17 protein-coding genes are annotated in these 16787 nt (G+C 34.4%); 13 read left to right on the top strand and 4 right to left on the bottom strand.

The window, feature by feature from the left end:
* Nucleotides 1-15: 15 nt before the first annotated feature.
* On the bottom strand, nucleotides 16-1215 hold the full coding sequence (locus AAC069_RS10625; protein WP_339920445.1) for an acetyl-CoA C-acetyltransferase: 1200 nt from the start codon (nucleotides 1213-1215) through the stop codon (nucleotides 16-18).
* A 142-nt stretch (nucleotides 1216-1357) separates the two neighbouring features.
* Between AAC069_RS10625 and AAC069_RS10620 the strand changes: the two genes are divergently transcribed.
* From AAC069_RS10620 to AAC069_RS10595, 6 genes are all read left to right on the top strand, one after another.
* A complete protein-coding gene (locus AAC069_RS10620; protein WP_339920444.1) occupies nucleotides 1358-2014 on the top strand; it encodes a transglutaminase family protein in 657 nt (218 codons plus the stop codon).
* Nucleotides 2014-2583 (top strand): TetR/AcrR family transcriptional regulator, encoded by a 570-nt coding sequence (locus AAC069_RS10615; RefSeq protein ID WP_339920443.1) that lies wholly within the window; start codon nucleotides 2014-2016, stop codon nucleotides 2581-2583. Before AAC069_RS10620 ends, AAC069_RS10615 begins: the two co-directional genes overlap by 1 nt.
* A gap of 355 nt (nucleotides 2584-2938) precedes the next feature.
* Nucleotides 2939-3658 (top strand): DUF4339 domain-containing protein, encoded by a 720-nt coding sequence (locus tag AAC069_RS10610; RefSeq protein WP_339920442.1) that lies wholly within the window; start codon nucleotides 2939-2941, stop codon nucleotides 3656-3658.
* 567 nt (nucleotides 3659-4225) lie between these two features.
* A complete protein-coding gene (locus AAC069_RS10605) occupies nucleotides 4226-4564 on the top strand; it encodes a P-II family nitrogen regulator (protein WP_091086863.1) in 339 nt (112 codons plus the stop codon).
* A gap of 36 nt (nucleotides 4565-4600) precedes the next feature.
* A complete protein-coding gene (locus AAC069_RS10600; RefSeq protein ID WP_339920441.1) occupies nucleotides 4601-5797 on the top strand; it encodes an ammonium transporter in 1197 nt (398 codons plus the stop codon).
* 656 nt (nucleotides 5798-6453) lie between these two features.
* On the top strand, nucleotides 6454-7557 hold the full coding sequence (locus tag AAC069_RS10595; protein ID WP_339920440.1) for a DUF3667 domain-containing protein: 1104 nt from the start codon (nucleotides 6454-6456) through the stop codon (nucleotides 7555-7557).
* An 85-nt stretch (nucleotides 7558-7642) separates the two neighbouring features.
* Here AAC069_RS10595 and AAC069_RS10590 read toward each other — a convergent pair whose 3' ends face one another.
* Nucleotides 7643-7999, bottom strand: a complete 357-nt coding sequence (locus tag AAC069_RS10590) for a hypothetical protein (protein ID WP_339920439.1) — start codon at nucleotides 7997-7999, stop codon at nucleotides 7643-7645.
* 296 nt (nucleotides 8000-8295) lie between these two features.
* On the opposite strand from AAC069_RS10590, the gene AAC069_RS10585 reads away from it, so the two are divergent.
* From AAC069_RS10585 to arsB, 5 genes are all read left to right on the top strand, one after another.
* Nucleotides 8296-8556 carry a heavy-metal-associated domain-containing protein gene (locus AAC069_RS10585; RefSeq protein WP_339920438.1) on the top strand — a complete coding sequence of 87 codons (261 nt, stop codon included), beginning with the start codon at nucleotides 8296-8298 and terminating at the stop codon, nucleotides 8554-8556.
* A 295-nt stretch (nucleotides 8557-8851) separates the two neighbouring features.
* Nucleotides 8852-9184 carry a metalloregulator ArsR/SmtB family transcription factor gene (locus AAC069_RS10580; protein WP_339920437.1) on the top strand — a complete coding sequence of 111 codons (333 nt, stop codon included), beginning with the start codon at nucleotides 8852-8854 and terminating at the stop codon, nucleotides 9182-9184.
* Nucleotides 9185-9202: 18 nt separating this feature from the next.
* Nucleotides 9203-9673 carry a DUF6428 family protein gene (locus tag AAC069_RS10575; RefSeq protein WP_339920436.1) on the top strand — a complete coding sequence of 157 codons (471 nt, stop codon included), beginning with the start codon at nucleotides 9203-9205 and terminating at the stop codon, nucleotides 9671-9673.
* An 18-nt stretch (nucleotides 9674-9691) separates the two neighbouring features.
* Nucleotides 9692-10324, top strand: coding sequence for a protein-tyrosine-phosphatase (locus AAC069_RS10570; protein WP_339920435.1), 633 nt, complete (start codon nucleotides 9692-9694; stop codon nucleotides 10322-10324).
* A gap of 1 nt (nucleotide 10325) precedes the next feature.
* The gene (gene arsB, locus AAC069_RS10565; protein WP_339920434.1) at nucleotides 10326-11396 is read left to right on the top strand and encodes an ACR3 family arsenite efflux transporter; all 1071 of its coding nucleotides are present in this window, start codon (nucleotides 10326-10328) and stop codon (nucleotides 11394-11396) included.
* 257 nt (nucleotides 11397-11653) lie between these two features.
* Here arsB and AAC069_RS10560 read toward each other — a convergent pair whose 3' ends face one another.
* Nucleotides 11654-12028, bottom strand: a complete 375-nt coding sequence (locus tag AAC069_RS10560; protein ID WP_339920433.1) for a hypothetical protein — start codon at nucleotides 12026-12028, stop codon at nucleotides 11654-11656.
* A gap of 236 nt (nucleotides 12029-12264) precedes the next feature.
* Between AAC069_RS10560 and AAC069_RS10555 the strand changes: the two genes are divergently transcribed.
* Complete coding sequence (locus AAC069_RS10555) at nucleotides 12265-13308, top strand: glycosyltransferase family 9 protein (RefSeq protein WP_339920432.1); 1044 nt, start codon at nucleotides 12265-12267, stop codon at nucleotides 13306-13308.
* A gap of 85 nt (nucleotides 13309-13393) precedes the next feature.
* On the opposite strand, the gene AAC069_RS10550 is transcribed toward AAC069_RS10555, so the two are convergent.
* Nucleotides 13394-14140 carry an NUDIX domain-containing protein gene (locus AAC069_RS10550; protein ID WP_339920431.1) on the bottom strand — a complete coding sequence of 249 codons (747 nt, stop codon included), beginning with the start codon at nucleotides 14138-14140 and terminating at the stop codon, nucleotides 13394-13396.
* 159 nt (nucleotides 14141-14299) lie between these two features.
* Between AAC069_RS10550 and AAC069_RS10545 the strand changes: the two genes are divergently transcribed.
* On the top strand, nucleotides 14300-16768 hold the full coding sequence (locus AAC069_RS10545) for a glycoside hydrolase family 3 C-terminal domain-containing protein (RefSeq protein ID WP_339920430.1): 2469 nt from the start codon (nucleotides 14300-14302) through the stop codon (nucleotides 16766-16768).
* Nucleotides 16769-16787: the final 19 nt, after the last annotated feature.

The raw sequence follows: 16787 nt of genomic DNA, 5'->3' as shown, positions 1-16787 counted from the left end.
AAGGATAATTGGTTTTTAAATACGTTCAATAACGGTTGCTATTCCCATTCCCCCACCAACACATAAAGTTGCCAAAGCGGTACTTTTATTTTGACGTTCTAATTCGTCCAAGGCAGTTCCAAGAATCATGCAGCCCGTCGCTCCTAACGGATGCCCCATCGCTATTGCTCCTCCATTGACATTTACAATAGAATGATCAATATTAAAATGATCCATCAAACGCATTGGAACCACGGCAAAAGCTTCATTAACCTCAAATAGATCAATATCACTAGCATTCATTTTGGCATTTCGCAATGCTTTTTTAGTAACCGGAATAGGCCCTTCAAGCATTATTAAAGGTTCACTGCCCAATACGGCACCCATTCTGATTATCGCTCTTGGCTTTAATCCGAGTTTCTCCCCTACTTCTTTCGAACCAATCAACATTAATGAAGCACCATCAACCAGCCCTGAGGAATTACCAGCATGATGTATATGATTTATTTTTTCGATTTCTAAATATCGATCTATGGCTGTTTGATCAAATAATTGTTCGCCCATTCTTTCAAATGCTGGCGATAATTTAGATAATATTTCTAAAGTTGTATTTGCTCGAATGTATTCATCCTTTGCCAAATGAACCAAGCCATTTATATCAGTCACTGGAATTATGGATTTATCAAAAAAGCCATTTTGTTGCGCAAATGCAGCTCGTTTTTGAGAATTTACCGCAAAGCCATCTACATCGTTTCGGGAATATCCATATTTTGTTGCTATTAAATCGGCAGAAATTCCTTGAGGAACAAAGTGCCCAAAAGCAGCATTGGGTTCCATTAGCCAAGCAGAACCGTCAATTCCCATAGGTACTCTTGACATAGACTCTACTCCACCAGCGATAATCAACTCAGACCATCCTGATTTAATCATAGCTGCGGCCTGATTAATTGCCTCTAGTCCAGAAGCACAGTAACGGTTTAGGGAAACGGCAGAGAGGTGATCGCCATAATTAGAACACTGCGCAGCAACTTTGGCAACATTTCCTCCTTGTTCCCCTGCTTGAGTCACACAACCAACAATTAAATCTTCTACTAAACTAGTGTCTAAATCGTTTCTTTCTTTTAAGGCGGTCAACAAAGTAGTTAATAATTGAACCGGACTAACCGGGGCTAAAGAACCGTTGCCTTTTCCAATTCCCCTGGGCGTCCGAACTGAATCGTAGATATATGCTTCCATTTTTATAAATTAAAGTTACCACTTGGTAACACCAACTAAAAAATGTTACCATACGGTAACAAATATACTTCAATATATCTTAATTTAAATTATTAAAGCATTAATTTTGCACTTAACCAATAGGTTACATAATTTACTCACTATGGAGCAATACACACAAGAGACTTATCATTTCGATTTAACAGACGATAAGATACAAGCTATACACGCCTTTTTAAGTACCGATGGAGCAACGACACCTAAAGAATTTGCGATAAAAGCGTATGAATACGTTCGCGATAACTGGCCGTATTACCCCTATCGTTTTAGTTTAATAAATGAAGACTGGCGCGCATCAGAGTTAACAACCCATAAAAGTGGCCATTGTATTGATAAAGTAATTATTTTGATTGCGATTTTACGAGCACAGAAAATTCCAGCTAGACTGGGGTTGGCAAAAGTAAAAAACCACATAGCGGTAGATCAGATTGTCGAAAAATTTGGCTCAGATGTACTTGTACCGCACGGCTATATCGAGATTTACTTAGATAATAAATGGATTAAAGCCACACCCGCTTTTAACAAAGAACTCTGTGAGCTCCTCAATGTAAAAGTTTTAGAGTTTGACGGAGAAAATGATTCTATATTTCAAGAATTTGATCAAACCGGTAAGAAAGCTTTCATGGAGTACCTTGAAGATTACGGAACTTTTAATGAAGTACCCTTACCGTATATGTTCGAATTATTACAACAACATTATCCCCGCATAATTGAATCCGGAATAACATTAGGCGGTGTATTATCTCTATCCAAATTGTAATGAAAAAAGACAGAGCAGCTACCGAAGAAAAGATCTACACAGCCTTTTTGGATATATTAAAAGAAAAAGGCCCTCAAGGAGTTGGGATAAATGCCATTGCCAAGCAAGCAGGAGTTTCTAAATCATTAATCTACCGCTATTTTGGTGGTATGAAAGGTCTACTGTTGCTTTTTGCCCAAAAAGGAGACTTCTTTAAATCCCTTTCAGTCATTGAGGAAAAAAAAGATAATTTAGAAAATTTAAAAGACTTCATTAAAGAAGGAACCAAAGAATTACGAGAAAACACTTTAACCCAAGAAATTTTACGCTGGCAATTAATCGAAAATAATGAAGACACGAAAAGTCTTTTCAAGTACTTCAACGCACAAGTAGGCAAAACATTTACCACAAACACAAAAGACGAATCCCTTAACTCTGCTTTTCAGCTGATGCTAGGTGGCTATGTTTACTTTACCTTATTATCTAAATTTAATAAAACATTTATTGCAACGGATTTGACATCAGAAAAAACATGGGAAAATTTTGATGAGGCTATAGCCAAAACAATAGAATTGTTCAGTAAAACCTAACGGGAATCTAAAATCTACTATCCTTATTATTACAAGAGAAAGCTATTACAACTTAAGTACAATCTATTCACTCTCCTTCGGAAAAGTAAAATTACAAAGCTTTACGAATCTACCAAATTACTCAAGTCACAATACAACTACTACCATTGTCTTTTCTATAAAACACAAATAAGGATTTTATAAAATAGTTATATAATTACTATATAGTACTGCAATAGGCATGTTGTTTGCTTTCTAATAGAGTCCTTTCTACTATCTGAATAAGAACTATGTTCTTGGACTATTTTTTTAACCAAAGAATGTAGAAAGAACGAAAATGAAAGAATCATAATAGAACCAAATTAAAATAACGCCTATGAATACCTATTACTTACACGACGGAACTACTGATAGCGGTCCTTTTAATTTTGTCGAACTGAAAGAAAAAAAAATAACCAAAACTACTTCCGTATGGTGCGAAGGAATGGAAGATTGGAAAGATGCGGGCGATGTAGAGGAATTACGAAAAATATTATTCTCAACTCCTCCTCCAATAAAATCATTTGTCACTCCCTCGGCTAATTCAATAACTAGATCTTTAAATGAGGTCCGGAGTTTTGCAAGCGCAAATAAAACCCTCCTATTTATCGGCGCAGGAACTTTCGTTTTAATAATTGGAACTTTAATTTTCAATACTATCCTAGAGAGTCGAACCTTAAAATTAGAGGAGAGGAATAATCAAACGGAATACAACAACAAGCAGTATAAAATACAAGAGCAAGAAATTGAAGATCAAAATAATTTTATTGCTGAGCGAGAAAAAATAGAGTTAGAAAGGGTTGGTAAAGAAAGAAAACTGGCCATCAATAGTCGGCTTTTAGATATTAAAAATTTACTTGCCGTTACACACTCCAATTTAAATAATTCAAAAAACGAATTAAATGATGCACGTGACTTTCAGTTTTTGAGAACAAATAATGAACGAGAAGACGAAATTAGTTCAATTGCAAATAACATTGTTTTTTGGCGGAATGAAATCGAAAAACTTGAAAAAGAAATGAGCATGTTATATCTGGAACTTGAAAAAATACACTAAACTAATTCTCAATATTTAGGCATTATCAAGACCTAAATTCTTAATTAATAATCAAGGAACAGCCTTTAATCCAATAAGGATTAAAGGCTGTTTTTTTTATGCCTAATAATCAAAAAAAATACTGCTAACTTTTCTTTACTAAAATAAAAAGCAGAACAACTTAATTTTACTGTAAAAAAAGCAAATACTTATTTTACGTTCTTTTTAACCAAAAAAAATAGATTCGAAACTAATAAAAACGCCAAAAACTATTAAAATAAAATATTTACCCCTAAAAGATAGGGGGTATAAGTAAAAATATCAATTATGAATATTTCGATATTTTACTGTAAAAATACCAAATAACTAAAATTAGGAAGTCATTTTTTGTAATTGATAATTCTTTCCAAATTGGATCAAAAACATCAATTATTCTTTCTTGTCTTAAAGAAAAGTTAATAAATTCGTCAAAATCAGTTACTAAAAATCGTGTCAAAAACGAATTTATTTAACCTATTTCAAAAGTTAAATTAATGAGCACATAATAACCAAAACCAATTAATCAATATTAACTAAATTATCTATCTAATGAAAAAAATCGAAGCTGTTATTCGAAAATCAAAATTTGATGAAGTTAAAGAAGCTTTACACAAAATCGAAGTCAATTTTTTTACCTACTGGGACGTTACTGGAGTCGGCAATGAAAAAGAAGGGCATGTATACAGAGGAATAACCTATAGTACCACAGACATTCAACGAAGATATATTTCCGTTGTCGTTTCTGATCAATTTTTAGAAAAAACAATTGATGCAATTTTAGAAGCGGCATCATCAGGAATGGTTGGTGATGGTAAAATATTTGTTTCTGAAATTCAAGAAACCTATAGAATCAGAACTAAAGAAAAAGGATCTGACGCGCTTAACTAACCAACCTCTATAAACTAACTAATAAAAAAATATACTATGGATACGAATGCTGTATTAGACTTAATGTGGGTGGTAATCTGCGGAATTTTAGTGTTTTTTATGCAAGCCGGATTTACTTTGGTGGAAGCTGGATTTACCAGATCAAAAAACACTGGAAATATAATAATGAAAAACTTGATGGACTTTTGTATCGGTACCATCGGATTTTGGGCAATTGGATACACTATTATGTACGGAGATTCCATCGGCTCATTTATAGGAAACCCAACTTTGTTTTTTGACAGTGTAAAAGACATGCACAGTCTATTTTTTCAAACTGTATTTGCTGCAACTGCAGCTACAATAGTATCTGGTGCTATTGCTGAAAGAACAAAATTTTCTACCTACCTTATCTTTTCTTTAATGATGACCGTATTTATCTATCCAATTTCAGGTCACTGGGTTTGGCAAGGTGACGGATGGTTAACTAAATTAGGCTTTATCGATTTTGCTGGTTCAACTGTTGTACACTCCGTTGGAGGTTGGGCTTCATTGGTAGCTGCTATAATGGTAGGCCCCCGAATTGGGAAATACACAAATGGTTTATCAAACCCTATTCCAGGTCACAATCTAATGATAGGGTCACTAGGAGTTTTTATCCTTTGGCTGGGTTGGTTTGGCTTTAATGCTGGATCTCAATTAGCAATATCCGGTGATAGTGCCAATGCGGTAGCCGGAATTATCATCACAACAAATATTGCAGCAGCAGCAGGAGCTTTGGCTGCCATGTTTGTAACATGGGCACTTTACGGAAAGCCCGACATCTCTATGACCTTAAACGGTGTTTTAGCCGGTCTTGTAGGAGTTACAGCTGGTTGTGCTGCAGTAAGCCCAGTTGGAGCAGCGTTTATTGGACTAATATGCGGTACCGTGGTTGTATTTGCAATTGAATTTATAGACAAGAAACTTAAAGTTGATGACCCAGTTGGAGCAGTTTCTGTACACGGAGTTTGTGGTGCACTAGGAACTTTATTAGTTGGTGTTTTTGCAACTGAAGGTGGTTTACTTTACGGAGGCGGATTTGCTCAATTAGGTGTTCAAGCAATTGGTGTTTTTGCAATAGCTGCATGGGCAATCATTACTTCTTTTATTGTATTATTTATCTTAAAGAAAACAATGGGACTTAGAGTAACTAAAGAAGAAGAAATTGATGGCTTAGACATTCATGAACACGGAACTAATGTGTATAACTAATCAACTCTTAAAAAAATTGAATTAAAAATCACACATCAAAATCAAGCGCGAAGTCTATATAATGAAATAGCGTAAATTATAAATAAAGCCTGTAACAAAAGTATTTTTTTGTTGCAGGCTTTATCTTTTTAGAGTTCAAAACAACATTAATCATTTCAAAAAACAGAATCACACACGACTTTCGATATCTCAATCATCTATAAAATGTCTTTACTCATTAATTTTCATGTGCGATAAAGTAGCATTGTATCATTATTATTTAGTTAATAATGCCCGTTAAGGATTGAAATAAAAATAAGATTACCAATAAGTTACACCCAAGAGGTACATAAAACCTATCAGCTGTCTATATATAATCAATTAGTTATTTTTTTTCACACTGAGTCGCATTAATATTTAATGACCTTACAGGAAATCTTTAGATTGAAACCTACTTAAAGCTGACGATTTTTAATTTATTAACAGATAAAATCTATTTTTATATAATCTGATGCCTGTCAAAGAATATTGTTAACACACCATTCTGATAGCTGATGCCCGGTCAATTGCTATATTACTTATAAAGTTGAAGTATGTTAAATCTTATAGAAATAATAATAGAACGACCTGAAAAATTAATAAATTTACAATCTTGAATTGATTACCAATAACTGCCCATGTCAAAAGAAAAAGTACGTCTAGATAAAACCTGCCTCAATTGTAACCATGTTGCCGACCAACGGTATTGTCCAAATTGCGGACAGGAAAACACAATCAGCCGTAAGTCTTTTCATCATATCTTTATTCATTTTTTTGAAGACTTAACCCATTACGACAATTCCTTTTGGAAGACAATATTTTCTTTGTTTTTTAAACCAGCCGCTTTAACTAAAGCGTACATGTCAGGAAAGCGCTTGTCTTATTTAAATCCTATAAGACTTTATATTTTTATAAGTTTTGTGACTTTTTTAATGATCTCCTTATTTCCTAATAATCCCGAAAAAGAAATTACAGCCGCTGTTACAAAACAAAAACAAGTAATAATACCCACCATAGATTCCTTGCATATAGAAGAAAAGAGCGTAGATGGATTAACAAAGGTCGGGTTGCTATCGCAACAGAACAATGACACGATAAAAAAAATACTACAGCAAACAGATAAAATTGAAAAAATAAAGCAAGCCCAAACTACTGATTCTATTCCGAAAAAAGAAGTTGCTGATTTTGGATACAAATCCATCAACGAATTAGATTCCATCCAGAAACATGGAAGTAAAAAGATACAGGTAAGCGATACCGAATATTGGTTCCTGAAAAAATGGTTAACCGTTAAAGAAGAAAATACAAACGAACAAATTGTAGAAAAGTTCACTGAATCATTTACAAATAATTTACCGAAATTATTGTTTATGTATATGCCAGTTTTCGCCTTTGTTTTATGGCTTTTTCACGATAAGAAAAAATGGTATTACTATGATAGCGGAATCTTTACTCTGCATTATTTTTCATTTATTCTTTTACTGGTGTTGACCCTGTTTTTTATCGATAAAATCTTTATCCTATTTGGGAAAAACCCTATTCTAGAATGGGTACATTTTAGTTTAAAATCGTTGGGGATATTTTGGATGATTTATTATTTCTTTCCGGCACACCGTCGTTTTTACGGGGACAAATTTATAGTCTCCTTAGTCAAAAGTAGTGTTATAATCATTATTAATTCAGTCGTTATTACCTTACTATTAGTGCTTTTTGCATTATATACGTACAGTAATATTCACTAAAAAACCAACAATAATCCTGCTTAAAACTTTAGTTTAACGGCATGATAAGCTGCAATTAATTCAAAAGCTATTTATTGCTATTTAACTATCCATTGTCTTCCTCCAAATCGTTGTGGTTATCACCGCCGATGCTGTAGTGGTTATTCTCTTCATCCTCGCTTCCTATCTCCTCTTGCGCATCGTCTAATTCTGATCCTGGAATATCTAAATCTCCTCCTGACATATCTTCTTCGAAATTTTTTTCATTGAATTCTGTTCGGTTATTAATTTCAACCGGTATTTTCTTTTTAGTGATATCAGCAGGATTGATGTCCCCTTCCTTATGTCCCTTATTGTAGATATCTTCACTTGGCGGATAGTTTATAGAATCCGGTAATTTATCTTTATCTGCTTCTTCCGTTTTCTGAGATTTAGGACTTGGTTTATTATCTTTATTTTCCATCTTACTTAAGGTTTTAACTAATTGATATATAATACACTAAGTTAGTGATTAATTTACAAAAATAGCCGTTATCTCTTTGTTTAAATACAATGAGATAAGTAACCCCTTCTCATCAAAGTCCATTTAACGTAAGTTCAACACCTCTTATTTGTTTACAAATAAAACAGCTAGTATGTCAACCTAAAATACCATCCTGCTTATTATAGTTTGTACCTAATAAATGACTAAATTTATACTACTAAAATAGGGTGCTATTTTCATCTTGTTTTTTTCACTAATCTTAAAACAATACAAACATGAGTTTACTATCACAAAATGTTATTCCAGGAAATCACGGTAAAACTTTTGGAACAAACGCGATGGAAGAAAACGATTTAACAGCAATTAAAAATAGCCTGTTAGAATTAGAAGGAATTGTTGACATTATCCTGAATACTGAAATTTTTCCTCGAGAATTTACGGTACATACAAACCAAATCGTTTCATTAGCAGATATTGAACACAAAGTAAAAACCGTGGGGTTTCATGCTATCGCAAAAGAGACGTTTGAGCTATAGCAGTGCTCGGAAATAAACTACCTCCGAGGATAGCCTAGGGTACTACTAAAATAATTGCCATAGATTCACTGATTTTCAAAAAATTATTTTTTAATGTGTAAATCTGTGGCAAAAAAAAGCGAAACCGAATTACTAGCCGTTACAACTAAAAGATATCAAAAGATACCAAGGAGCTAGCTAGTTCAACTAAACAAGAGTATTCTCCACTACTCTTACTATGTTTCATAAAAATAATTATTCAAAAATTTGCTTGTTACCTAACCATATCGTAATATTGCAATATAAATATATAACGATGGGAATTACTAAAACAGAACACTTTACAGAAGAGCAAAATGAGTTAGCAATCTTAGCGAAAGCGATTGGACATCCTGCTCGTATCTCCATAATTCAGCATCTGATAAAAGTAAACAGCTGTGTTTGCGGAGACATCGTAAACGAATTACCTCTCGCTCAGCCCACGGTATCCCAACACTTAAAGGAATTAAAAAATGCCGGACTTATCAAAGGAAGTTTTGAAGGAAACGCTATTTGTTATTGCCTCGATGAAGAAGGCTTCAATAAAATACGAGGTTTTTTCAACCAAGTAAATACGTATTTAGAAAACAAAAAAAATCAATGTTGTTAATTTTTAAAATATAAAAAAATGAAGTTATCAGAAATTAAAAAACAGCTAAGCACATTAGAAAATGTAACTTTCCTATTGCCAAACGGCACTTATGTTCCAGAACATTTTCACGTTACTGAAGTAGGTTTAATTACCAAAAATTTCATTGACTGTGGAGGAAAAGTAAGAAACGAAACCGTGGTAAACTTCCAATTGTGGGATGCCAATGATTTTGAACACCGTTTAAAACCAAAGAAACTCTTGGATATTATTACACTATCTGAAAAAGTTTTAGGAATTGAAGACTACGAAATAGAGGTCGAATACCAAGCAGAAACTATTGGTAAATACGACTTAGGATTCAACGGAAAGGATTTTATATTATTGAACAAACAAACTGCATGCCTAGCAGAAGATGCATGCGGAATTCCGCAGGAAAAGCAAAAAACAAAATTATCTGAAATTCCAACACAAACGAATAGCTGTACTCCTGGTGGAGGTTGTTGTTAACTAAAATCTACTCCGTATATGTCTCAATTAAACACCAGTACATTCCCTTCGATAGAAAATGAAATTCGTTCTTTTCAATTCGGAACTATTTCTCCGGAAAGAAAAGCAATATTGCTTCCACTTATTGATTTTATTCAAGAGAAAGTTAGCAACGAACAAGACATCCGACTCAACTTTATTTGTACCCACAATTCAAGGAGAAGTCATTTATCGCAAGTATGGGCACAAACGGCGGCAGCACATTTTAATGTGAAAAACGTGTTTTGCTATTCGGGTGGAACAGAAGCTACGGCATTATTCCCGATGGCTGCCAAAACATTAGAACAAGCAGGATTCGAGGTAAACCCTCTTTCTGAAGGCACGAATCCCGTTTACAGCATTAAATATAGTGAGAATGAACATCCTATTATTGGATTTTCTAAAACCTATGACGACAGTTTTAATCCGCAATCCGCCTTTGCGGCAATATTGACTTGCTCAAATGCTGATAACGGCTGCCCTTTTATTGCCGGCGCTGAAAAACGCATCCCGATCACTTTTGAAGACCCAAAAGCGTTTGATAATACACCTCAACAAGAAGAAAAATACAAAGAAAGAAGCATCCAGATTGCAACGGATCTCTTCTATGTATTCTCACAAATAAAAAAATAATATGTCCGCAACTAATTGCACTCCTGCATTAAACAGAAAAAAACTAGGGTTTCTCGATAGTTATTTAACCCTTTGGATATTCCTTGCCATGGCATTAGGTGTTGCCATTGGAAACTTCTTTCCTTCTAGCGGAGATTTTATCAATTCCTTTTCCAGTGGAACCACTAATATACCGTTAGCAATTGGACTTATCCTAATGATGTATCCGCCATTGGCAAAAGTGAAATACGAACAAATGGGAGAAGTCTTTAAAAACACTAAAGTACTAGGTGCTTCCCTATTCTTGAATTGGGTTTTAGGCCCGATCTTAATGTTTGCATTGGCATTAATTTTCCTCAATGGCTATCCTGAATACATGATTGGCGTAATCCTAATCGGGCTCGCGCGTTGCATTGCCATGGTTGTAGTTTGGAACGACCTTGCTGATGGAGATAGAGAATATGCAGCTGGATTGATTGCCTTAAACAGCATTTTTCAAGTATTACTTTATAGTGTTTATGCATATATTTTCATCACCGTACTTCCTCCCTATTTTGGCTATACCGGTTTTGAAGTCAACATCAGTATTGGACAAATTGCCGAGAGTGTCGGTATTTATTTGGGAATTCCCTTTGCATTAGGAATCATCAGTCGATATGCTTTAATCCATTTAAAAGGAGAAGACTGGTTCCAGAATAAATATGTCCCTTTTATCTCCCCCATTACTCTTATCGCTTTATTATTTACAATTGTAATCATGTTTAGCTTGAAAGGAGAATTAATCGTTCAAATTCCTATGGATGTAGTTCGAATCGCCATTCCACTTGTCATCTACTTCACTTTGATGTTTGTATTGAGCTTCATGGTTGGGAAATACTTTGGCGCCGACTATTCCAAAAGTACCGCTATTGCCTTTACAGCCACAGGAAACAATTTCGAATTGGCCATTGCAGTTGCCATAGGCGTATTTGGCATCAACAGCGGACAAGCTTTTGCTGGTGTTATAGGCCCGTTAGTAGAAGTTCCGGCATTGATAGCCTTAGTGAATGTCGCTTTTTGGTTTCGAAAAAAATACTATCCAACTACGGCATAAAAATTAAAAACCACCCTTTTATCTAAAAATAAGAGGGTGGTTTATTTTTTAGGAGCTATTTCCCGTTATCCGCTGTATCTTTATACTTGCCGAAAACGGAAGCTATAAAGGATGCCGCTTCTACCGGGGCTAGGCATTTCGTGCTAAAATGAAACTCCAATTCATTCAAGATCTAAATCTTAAATGCAATAAAACAACTATATTAGCAGAACCGTTCGCATTGCTTAATGAGTAAAGTCAACAGTTAAAAAATTTAACTAAAGCTTAGTTGATTTACCAACCGTCAAATAAATGTGATTGTTGGGATACAGAAATTCCATCTTAGTGTTCTGTTTGTTAATTTTCATATCAACAGTACCTTTCTCATTTTCCAAGGAATAAAGTATGTAATTAGGATCGGGAGCATACACCACTGACTTCATAATTTTATACTTTAATTTCATATTAGTAAAAAAGAATACTACATCATTCTTTTTTCTGTCGAGGAACACAAACGAATATTCATTTCCTGAAATATCGCATTCTCCAATCTTAAAAGGAACTTCGTCAACACAATAGCGCTGCACATTAAACACTTGTTCTTGAGAATACATAGAACCCGACAACAATAAAAGTGCAATAAAATACTTCATGGTTTTTACTTTTCTTAAATTGTACTAGAGTAATACAATCCGATGCACTAATGCAAAACACATGCCACTAAAAAAAAACTTAGACTACAGCCTTATGCTTTTTTACTTAAAGGACCGCTTTCCTTCTTTAGGATATAAAAAAAAATCGTTTCTTTGAAAACTATTTTACAATAGCTAAGAAAATAAGATTTGAAGCTTATATCAAAATACAGATTAAAATAATTTTTATATAAATCATGGGTTTAAAAACAGACATTAACGCATTAAGACGAAAACTGATGCGTCGCCTTACGAAGAACGTCGGTGCTTCACAATTTGATCAAAATATCGATTTGACAAAGGTGGAGTTTAAAAAAATTCTAATTTGTAGACCCAACCCTAGATTAGGGAATCAATTGTTAATCACTCCGCTAGTACAAGATGTTATTGCAACTTTTCCAGACTGTGAAATAGATTTATTTGTCAATGGTGGTCTAGCACCTATTATTTTTAAAAATTACACCAACATAAATCGAATAATTCGTCTCCCAAGAAAACCTTTTAAAGAGATTACTAAATACGTTAAGGGATGGCTTTCCTTAAAAAAATACAGTTATGACATTGTGATAAATGTAGTAGAAAACTCTTCGTCTGGAAGATTATCTGCGCAATTTGTGAATTCAAAATATAAGTTTTTTGGAGATGATGTTGATGATATTCAATTAAAGCACAACGATTATGAGCATATTGCTAAATATCCCGTTTACAACTTTAGACATTACTTAACTAAACTTGGATTTAAAGAAAACAATAGCCCTCTTCCTAATTTAGACTTAAAGCTAAGTCCTTCAGAACTTGCGGAAGCCAAAAAGACACTATATACTATTGTACAAAACGACAAGAAGACCATTTGCATCTTTACTTTTGCTACAGCTGATAAATGCTACCCAGAGTCCTGGTGGGCACCTTTTTATGACCGATTAAAAGCGGAATATTCAGACTACAATATCATTGAAGTATTACCCGTAGAAAACGTTTCGCAAATCGGTTTCAAAGCACCAACATTTTACAGTAAAGACGTTCGCGAAATAGGTGCGCTTATGGCAAACACCGAAGTATTTATAGGAGGCGATAGCGGAATTATGCATTTGGCCAGCGCATCAAAAGTACCTACTGTTGGTCTTTTTTCTCGTGATAATATAAAGATGTATCAACCTTACGGAAACGGTAGTATAGCCATAAATACCAATACTGATTCTATTGATGATTACATTGCCGTATTAGACAAAATTCTTAGATAGTATAGCTTTTATAAATTCAATTACGTCGAATACCGTTTGCGTAAACCATAAAAAAAGAAGCCATCATGCTTCTTTTTTTATTTTATTACCAACCGTTATTTAATCCCTCTTTCAAGGCTTTATCATATTTATCCAAATCAAAACGATACAAGCTCGGAGCTTTATGTGCGCCGCCTTTTCTACTCTCGTCTAGACTCACAAGAATATCATACCGCAGCATTTTTCTATAGAAATTACCGCGATTCAGTTTTTTACCCAGAATAATTTCATACAGTTTTTGAAGTTCGGGCATCGTAAATTTTTCGGGCAGCAAATTATAACCTATCGGCTTATCATTTAACTGCTTTCGCAAAGTGGATAATGCCTTGTCAAAAATAATTTGATGATCCATCATAAATTCCGTTAATTCCTCTATTGGCATCCATTCGCAAGGATCAAAAACTTCATCAATAACTAAATTCACTTTAGAATAATCAACTAAAGCATAAAATCCCACTGAGACAAAGCGCTGCTTATTCCATAATGTATCAGAATACTCCTTAAAAAAACTTTCTGAACGATCTAAATCACCAAAAGTGCTAAATTGGCTCAAGTAAATATTTTCTGCCCCTGTACGGCTTTTAAGAATTCTACTAGCAGCCTCATTTAAATTTTCACGTTTTTTAATATAGCCCCCAGGAAGTCCTAACAATTGTTTTTCCTTCATTTTTAGAACTAATACTTTCAGTGCGCCATCGTGAAACCCAAATACAACACAATCGATAGAGATACTGGGCATGTATATTTCCCAAGACTCCTTCGACTTTTCTTCAATAATTTTTTTGAACTCCATATTATTTAATTGGCCGTAAAAATACGAAACTGATTATAAATCTATCTTTTAAAAACTGATAATCAGAAAAATATCCTTTTTTTATACAAATAACAAAGAAAAATTATTAATATTGCTTCATATTGAAGCAATAAAAGGCTATTAACAAAAAACAACCACATGAGAAGCAAATCAATTTCAACAATCGCAAAAACATCATTGCTTTCTGCATTAGTGTTTTCAGGAATTTCTTGGGCAAGCAACCCAGAGAAAAAAGCCCCAAAAAGCACTCCGATTATAACCGTAAATGGTTTTACATTTTCTGATCTAAATAGAAATGGAAAATTAGATAAGTACGAAGATTATCGACTCTCAACTCAAGACCGAATACAAGACCTTATAAATAAAATGACCGATGACGAAAAGGCAAGTATGCTTATCGGAATTGGAATGCCCGGATTTGATATGGTGGAAGCCAAATTTATTTCTGGTGGTTTTCAAGGAAAAGTTCCCGGAGCTGCAGGTGGAACATTTGAATTAAAACGATTAGGAATTCCTACAGTTGTAGTTTCTGATGGACCTGCTGGACTACGAATCAAGCCAACAAGAGATAATGACGTAAACACCTATTATGCAACTGCCTTTCCCGTTGGAACTGCCCTTGCCTCTACTTGGAATACAGAATTGATCAATAATGTTGGAAAAGCCATAGGTAACGAAGTGAAAGAATATGGAGTTGATGTATTGCTTGGACCCGGAATGAATATTCATAGAAACCCATTGTGTGGAAGAAACTTCGAATACTATTCTGAAGACCCGTTATTGACCGGAAAAATAGCCGCCTCAATTATAAATGGAATTCAATCCAACGGTGTTGGAACTTCTGCTAAGCATTATGCAGCTAATAATCAAGAAACAAATAGAATGAGTGTAAACGCACACATCAGCGAAAGAGCGATGCGTGAAATTTACTTAAGAGGGTTTGAAATCACGGTTAAGGAGTCGCAACCATGGACCATTATGTCTTCCTATAATCTTATTAATGGAACATATACATCTGAAAGAAAAGATTTACTAACCACAATATTGAGAGATGAATGGGGATTCAAAGGATTAGTAATGACAGACTGGTTTGGTGGATACAAAGGCTTTACATCGGCATTTGAAAAAGGTGCAGTCAATGATGTAACTGCACAATTATCAGCTGGAAATGATTTATTAATGCCTGGACTACCTTCACAAAAACAAGCTATTCTAGAGCATATGAAAAGTGGAAAACTATCTGCAGCGGTAGTCAACACGGATTTAACCAGAATCTTGGAATTGGTTTTTAAATCACCATCAATGAATAATTATAAGTATTCTGACAAACCGAATTTAAAAGAAAATGCTGAGGTTACCAGACAAGTCGCTGCTGAAGGAACAATTTTATTAAAAAATGATAATAATACATTACCATTTAATTCAAAAAAATCACCGTTGGCTGTTTTTGGAATTACTTCTTATGACTTTATTTCTGGTGGAACAGGAAGTGGTGATGTGAATGAAGCTTACAGTATCTCACTAATCGACGGTTTGACAAACGCAGGCTTTTCTATTGATACTGAATTAGAGGGAATGTACAAACCTTATGCAGCAGATAAAAAAGCACAAGAATTGGAACGTCGTGAAAGAGAAGGCGGCTTAATGGCCACTCCTCATCGTATCGCTGAATTGGAGTTAAGCAAACAAATATTGGAAAACAAAGCCAAATCATCTGAGATTGCACTAATTACAATTGGTAGAAATGCTGGTGAGAATGCAGACAGAAATGTGGAAAACGATTTCAATTTAGCTATTGATGAGGTAAATTTAATTGACAATGTAGCAGCGGCTTTTCATGCTCAAGGCAAAAAAGTAGTTGTTGTTTTAAACATCGGTGGTGTTATAGAAACAGCAAGTTGGAAAAATAAAGTAGATGCTATCCTATTACCATGGCAACCGGGACAAGAAGGAGGAAATTCTGTTGCAGATGTTTTTACAGGAAAAGTAGCCCCTTCAGGAAAATTAACAATGACTTTTCCCGTAAAATATGAAGATACACCATCTGCAAAAAATTGGATTGGAACTCCCGCTGAAAACCCTACAAGTGTAACGTACGAAGAAGGTGTTTATGTTGGATACCGTTATTTCAATACGTTTAAGGTAAAACCATCTTATGAATTTGGTTACGGATTATCGTATACTTCTTTTCATATTTCAGAAATAAAATTAAGTTCAAATACATTTTCGAATAAAATGGTCGTTACTGTGACCGTGAAAAACACAGGCAAAACAGCCGGTAAGGAAGTAGTTCAATTGTATCTTTCTGCACCTTCACAAAACATTGACAAACCTAGCTCAGAGTTAAAAGCTTTTGGTAAAACAAATTTATTACAAGCTGGAGAAAGTCAAACTATCGTTTTGACATTGAACCCTAAGGATTTGGCATCATTTGTTAGCAACAAAAACGCATGGATTGCTGAAGCCGGTTCTTATAAAGTGGCAATTGGAACTTCATCATTAGACATGAAGGAAACAGCAAATTTCACATTAGCAAAAGAAACTGTAGTTGAAAAAACAAACTCTTCATTTGCTTTGGACACAAAGTTTACAGATTTGAAGCACTAATTCCGTGACTACTTAATTT

Origin of the sequence: uncultured Flavobacterium sp. (assembly GCF_963974175.1) — a bacterium.
Lineage (GTDB): Bacteria > Bacteroidota > Bacteroidia > Flavobacteriales > Flavobacteriaceae > Flavobacterium.
The sequence above is the reverse complement of the archived record's forward strand: the minus strand, read 5'-3'. Positions and strand labels throughout refer to the sequence as shown.

Bases quoted from the DNA above. Each gene is read 5' to 3' on its own strand.
- AAC069_RS10625 (WP_339920445.1), bottom strand. From the start codon at position 1,215: ATGGAAGCATATATCTACGATTCAGTTCGGACGCCCAGGGGAATTGGA.
- AAC069_RS10620 (WP_339920444.1), top strand. From the start codon at position 1,358: ATGGAGCAATACACACAAGAGACTTATCATTTCGATTTAACAGACGAT.
- AAC069_RS10615 (WP_339920443.1), top strand. From the start codon at position 2,014: ATGAAAAAAGACAGAGCAGCTACCGAAGAAAAGATCTACACAGCCTTT.
- AAC069_RS10610 (WP_339920442.1), top strand. From the start codon at position 2,939: ATGAATACCTATTACTTACACGACGGAACTACTGATAGCGGTCCTTTT.
- AAC069_RS10605 (WP_091086863.1), top strand. From the start codon at position 4,226: ATGAAAAAAATCGAAGCTGTTATTCGAAAATCAAAATTTGATGAAGTT.
- AAC069_RS10600 (WP_339920441.1), top strand. From the start codon at position 4,601: ATGGATACGAATGCTGTATTAGACTTAATGTGGGTGGTAATCTGCGGA.
- AAC069_RS10595 (WP_339920440.1), top strand. From the start codon at position 6,454: ATGTCAAAAGAAAAAGTACGTCTAGATAAAACCTGCCTCAATTGTAAC.
- AAC069_RS10590 (WP_339920439.1), bottom strand. From the start codon at position 7,999: ATGGAAAATAAAGATAATAAACCAAGTCCTAAATCTCAGAAAACGGAA.
- AAC069_RS10585 (WP_339920438.1), top strand. From the start codon at position 8,296: ATGAGTTTACTATCACAAAATGTTATTCCAGGAAATCACGGTAAAACT.
- AAC069_RS10580 (WP_339920437.1), top strand. From the start codon at position 8,852: ATGGGAATTACTAAAACAGAACACTTTACAGAAGAGCAAAATGAGTTA.
- AAC069_RS10575 (WP_339920436.1), top strand. From the start codon at position 9,203: ATGAAGTTATCAGAAATTAAAAAACAGCTAAGCACATTAGAAAATGTA.
- AAC069_RS10570 (WP_339920435.1), top strand. From the start codon at position 9,692: ATGTCTCAATTAAACACCAGTACATTCCCTTCGATAGAAAATGAAATT.
- arsB (WP_339920434.1), top strand. From the start codon at position 10,326: ATGTCCGCAACTAATTGCACTCCTGCATTAAACAGAAAAAAACTAGGG.
- AAC069_RS10560 (WP_339920433.1), bottom strand. From the start codon at position 12,028: ATGAAGTATTTTATTGCACTTTTATTGTTGTCGGGTTCTATGTATTCT.
- AAC069_RS10555 (WP_339920432.1), top strand. From the start codon at position 12,265: ATGGGTTTAAAAACAGACATTAACGCATTAAGACGAAAACTGATGCGT.
- AAC069_RS10550 (WP_339920431.1), bottom strand. From the start codon at position 14,140: ATGGAGTTCAAAAAAATTATTGAAGAAAAGTCGAAGGAGTCTTGGGAA.
- AAC069_RS10545 (WP_339920430.1), top strand. From the start codon at position 14,300: ATGAGAAGCAAATCAATTTCAACAATCGCAAAAACATCATTGCTTTCT.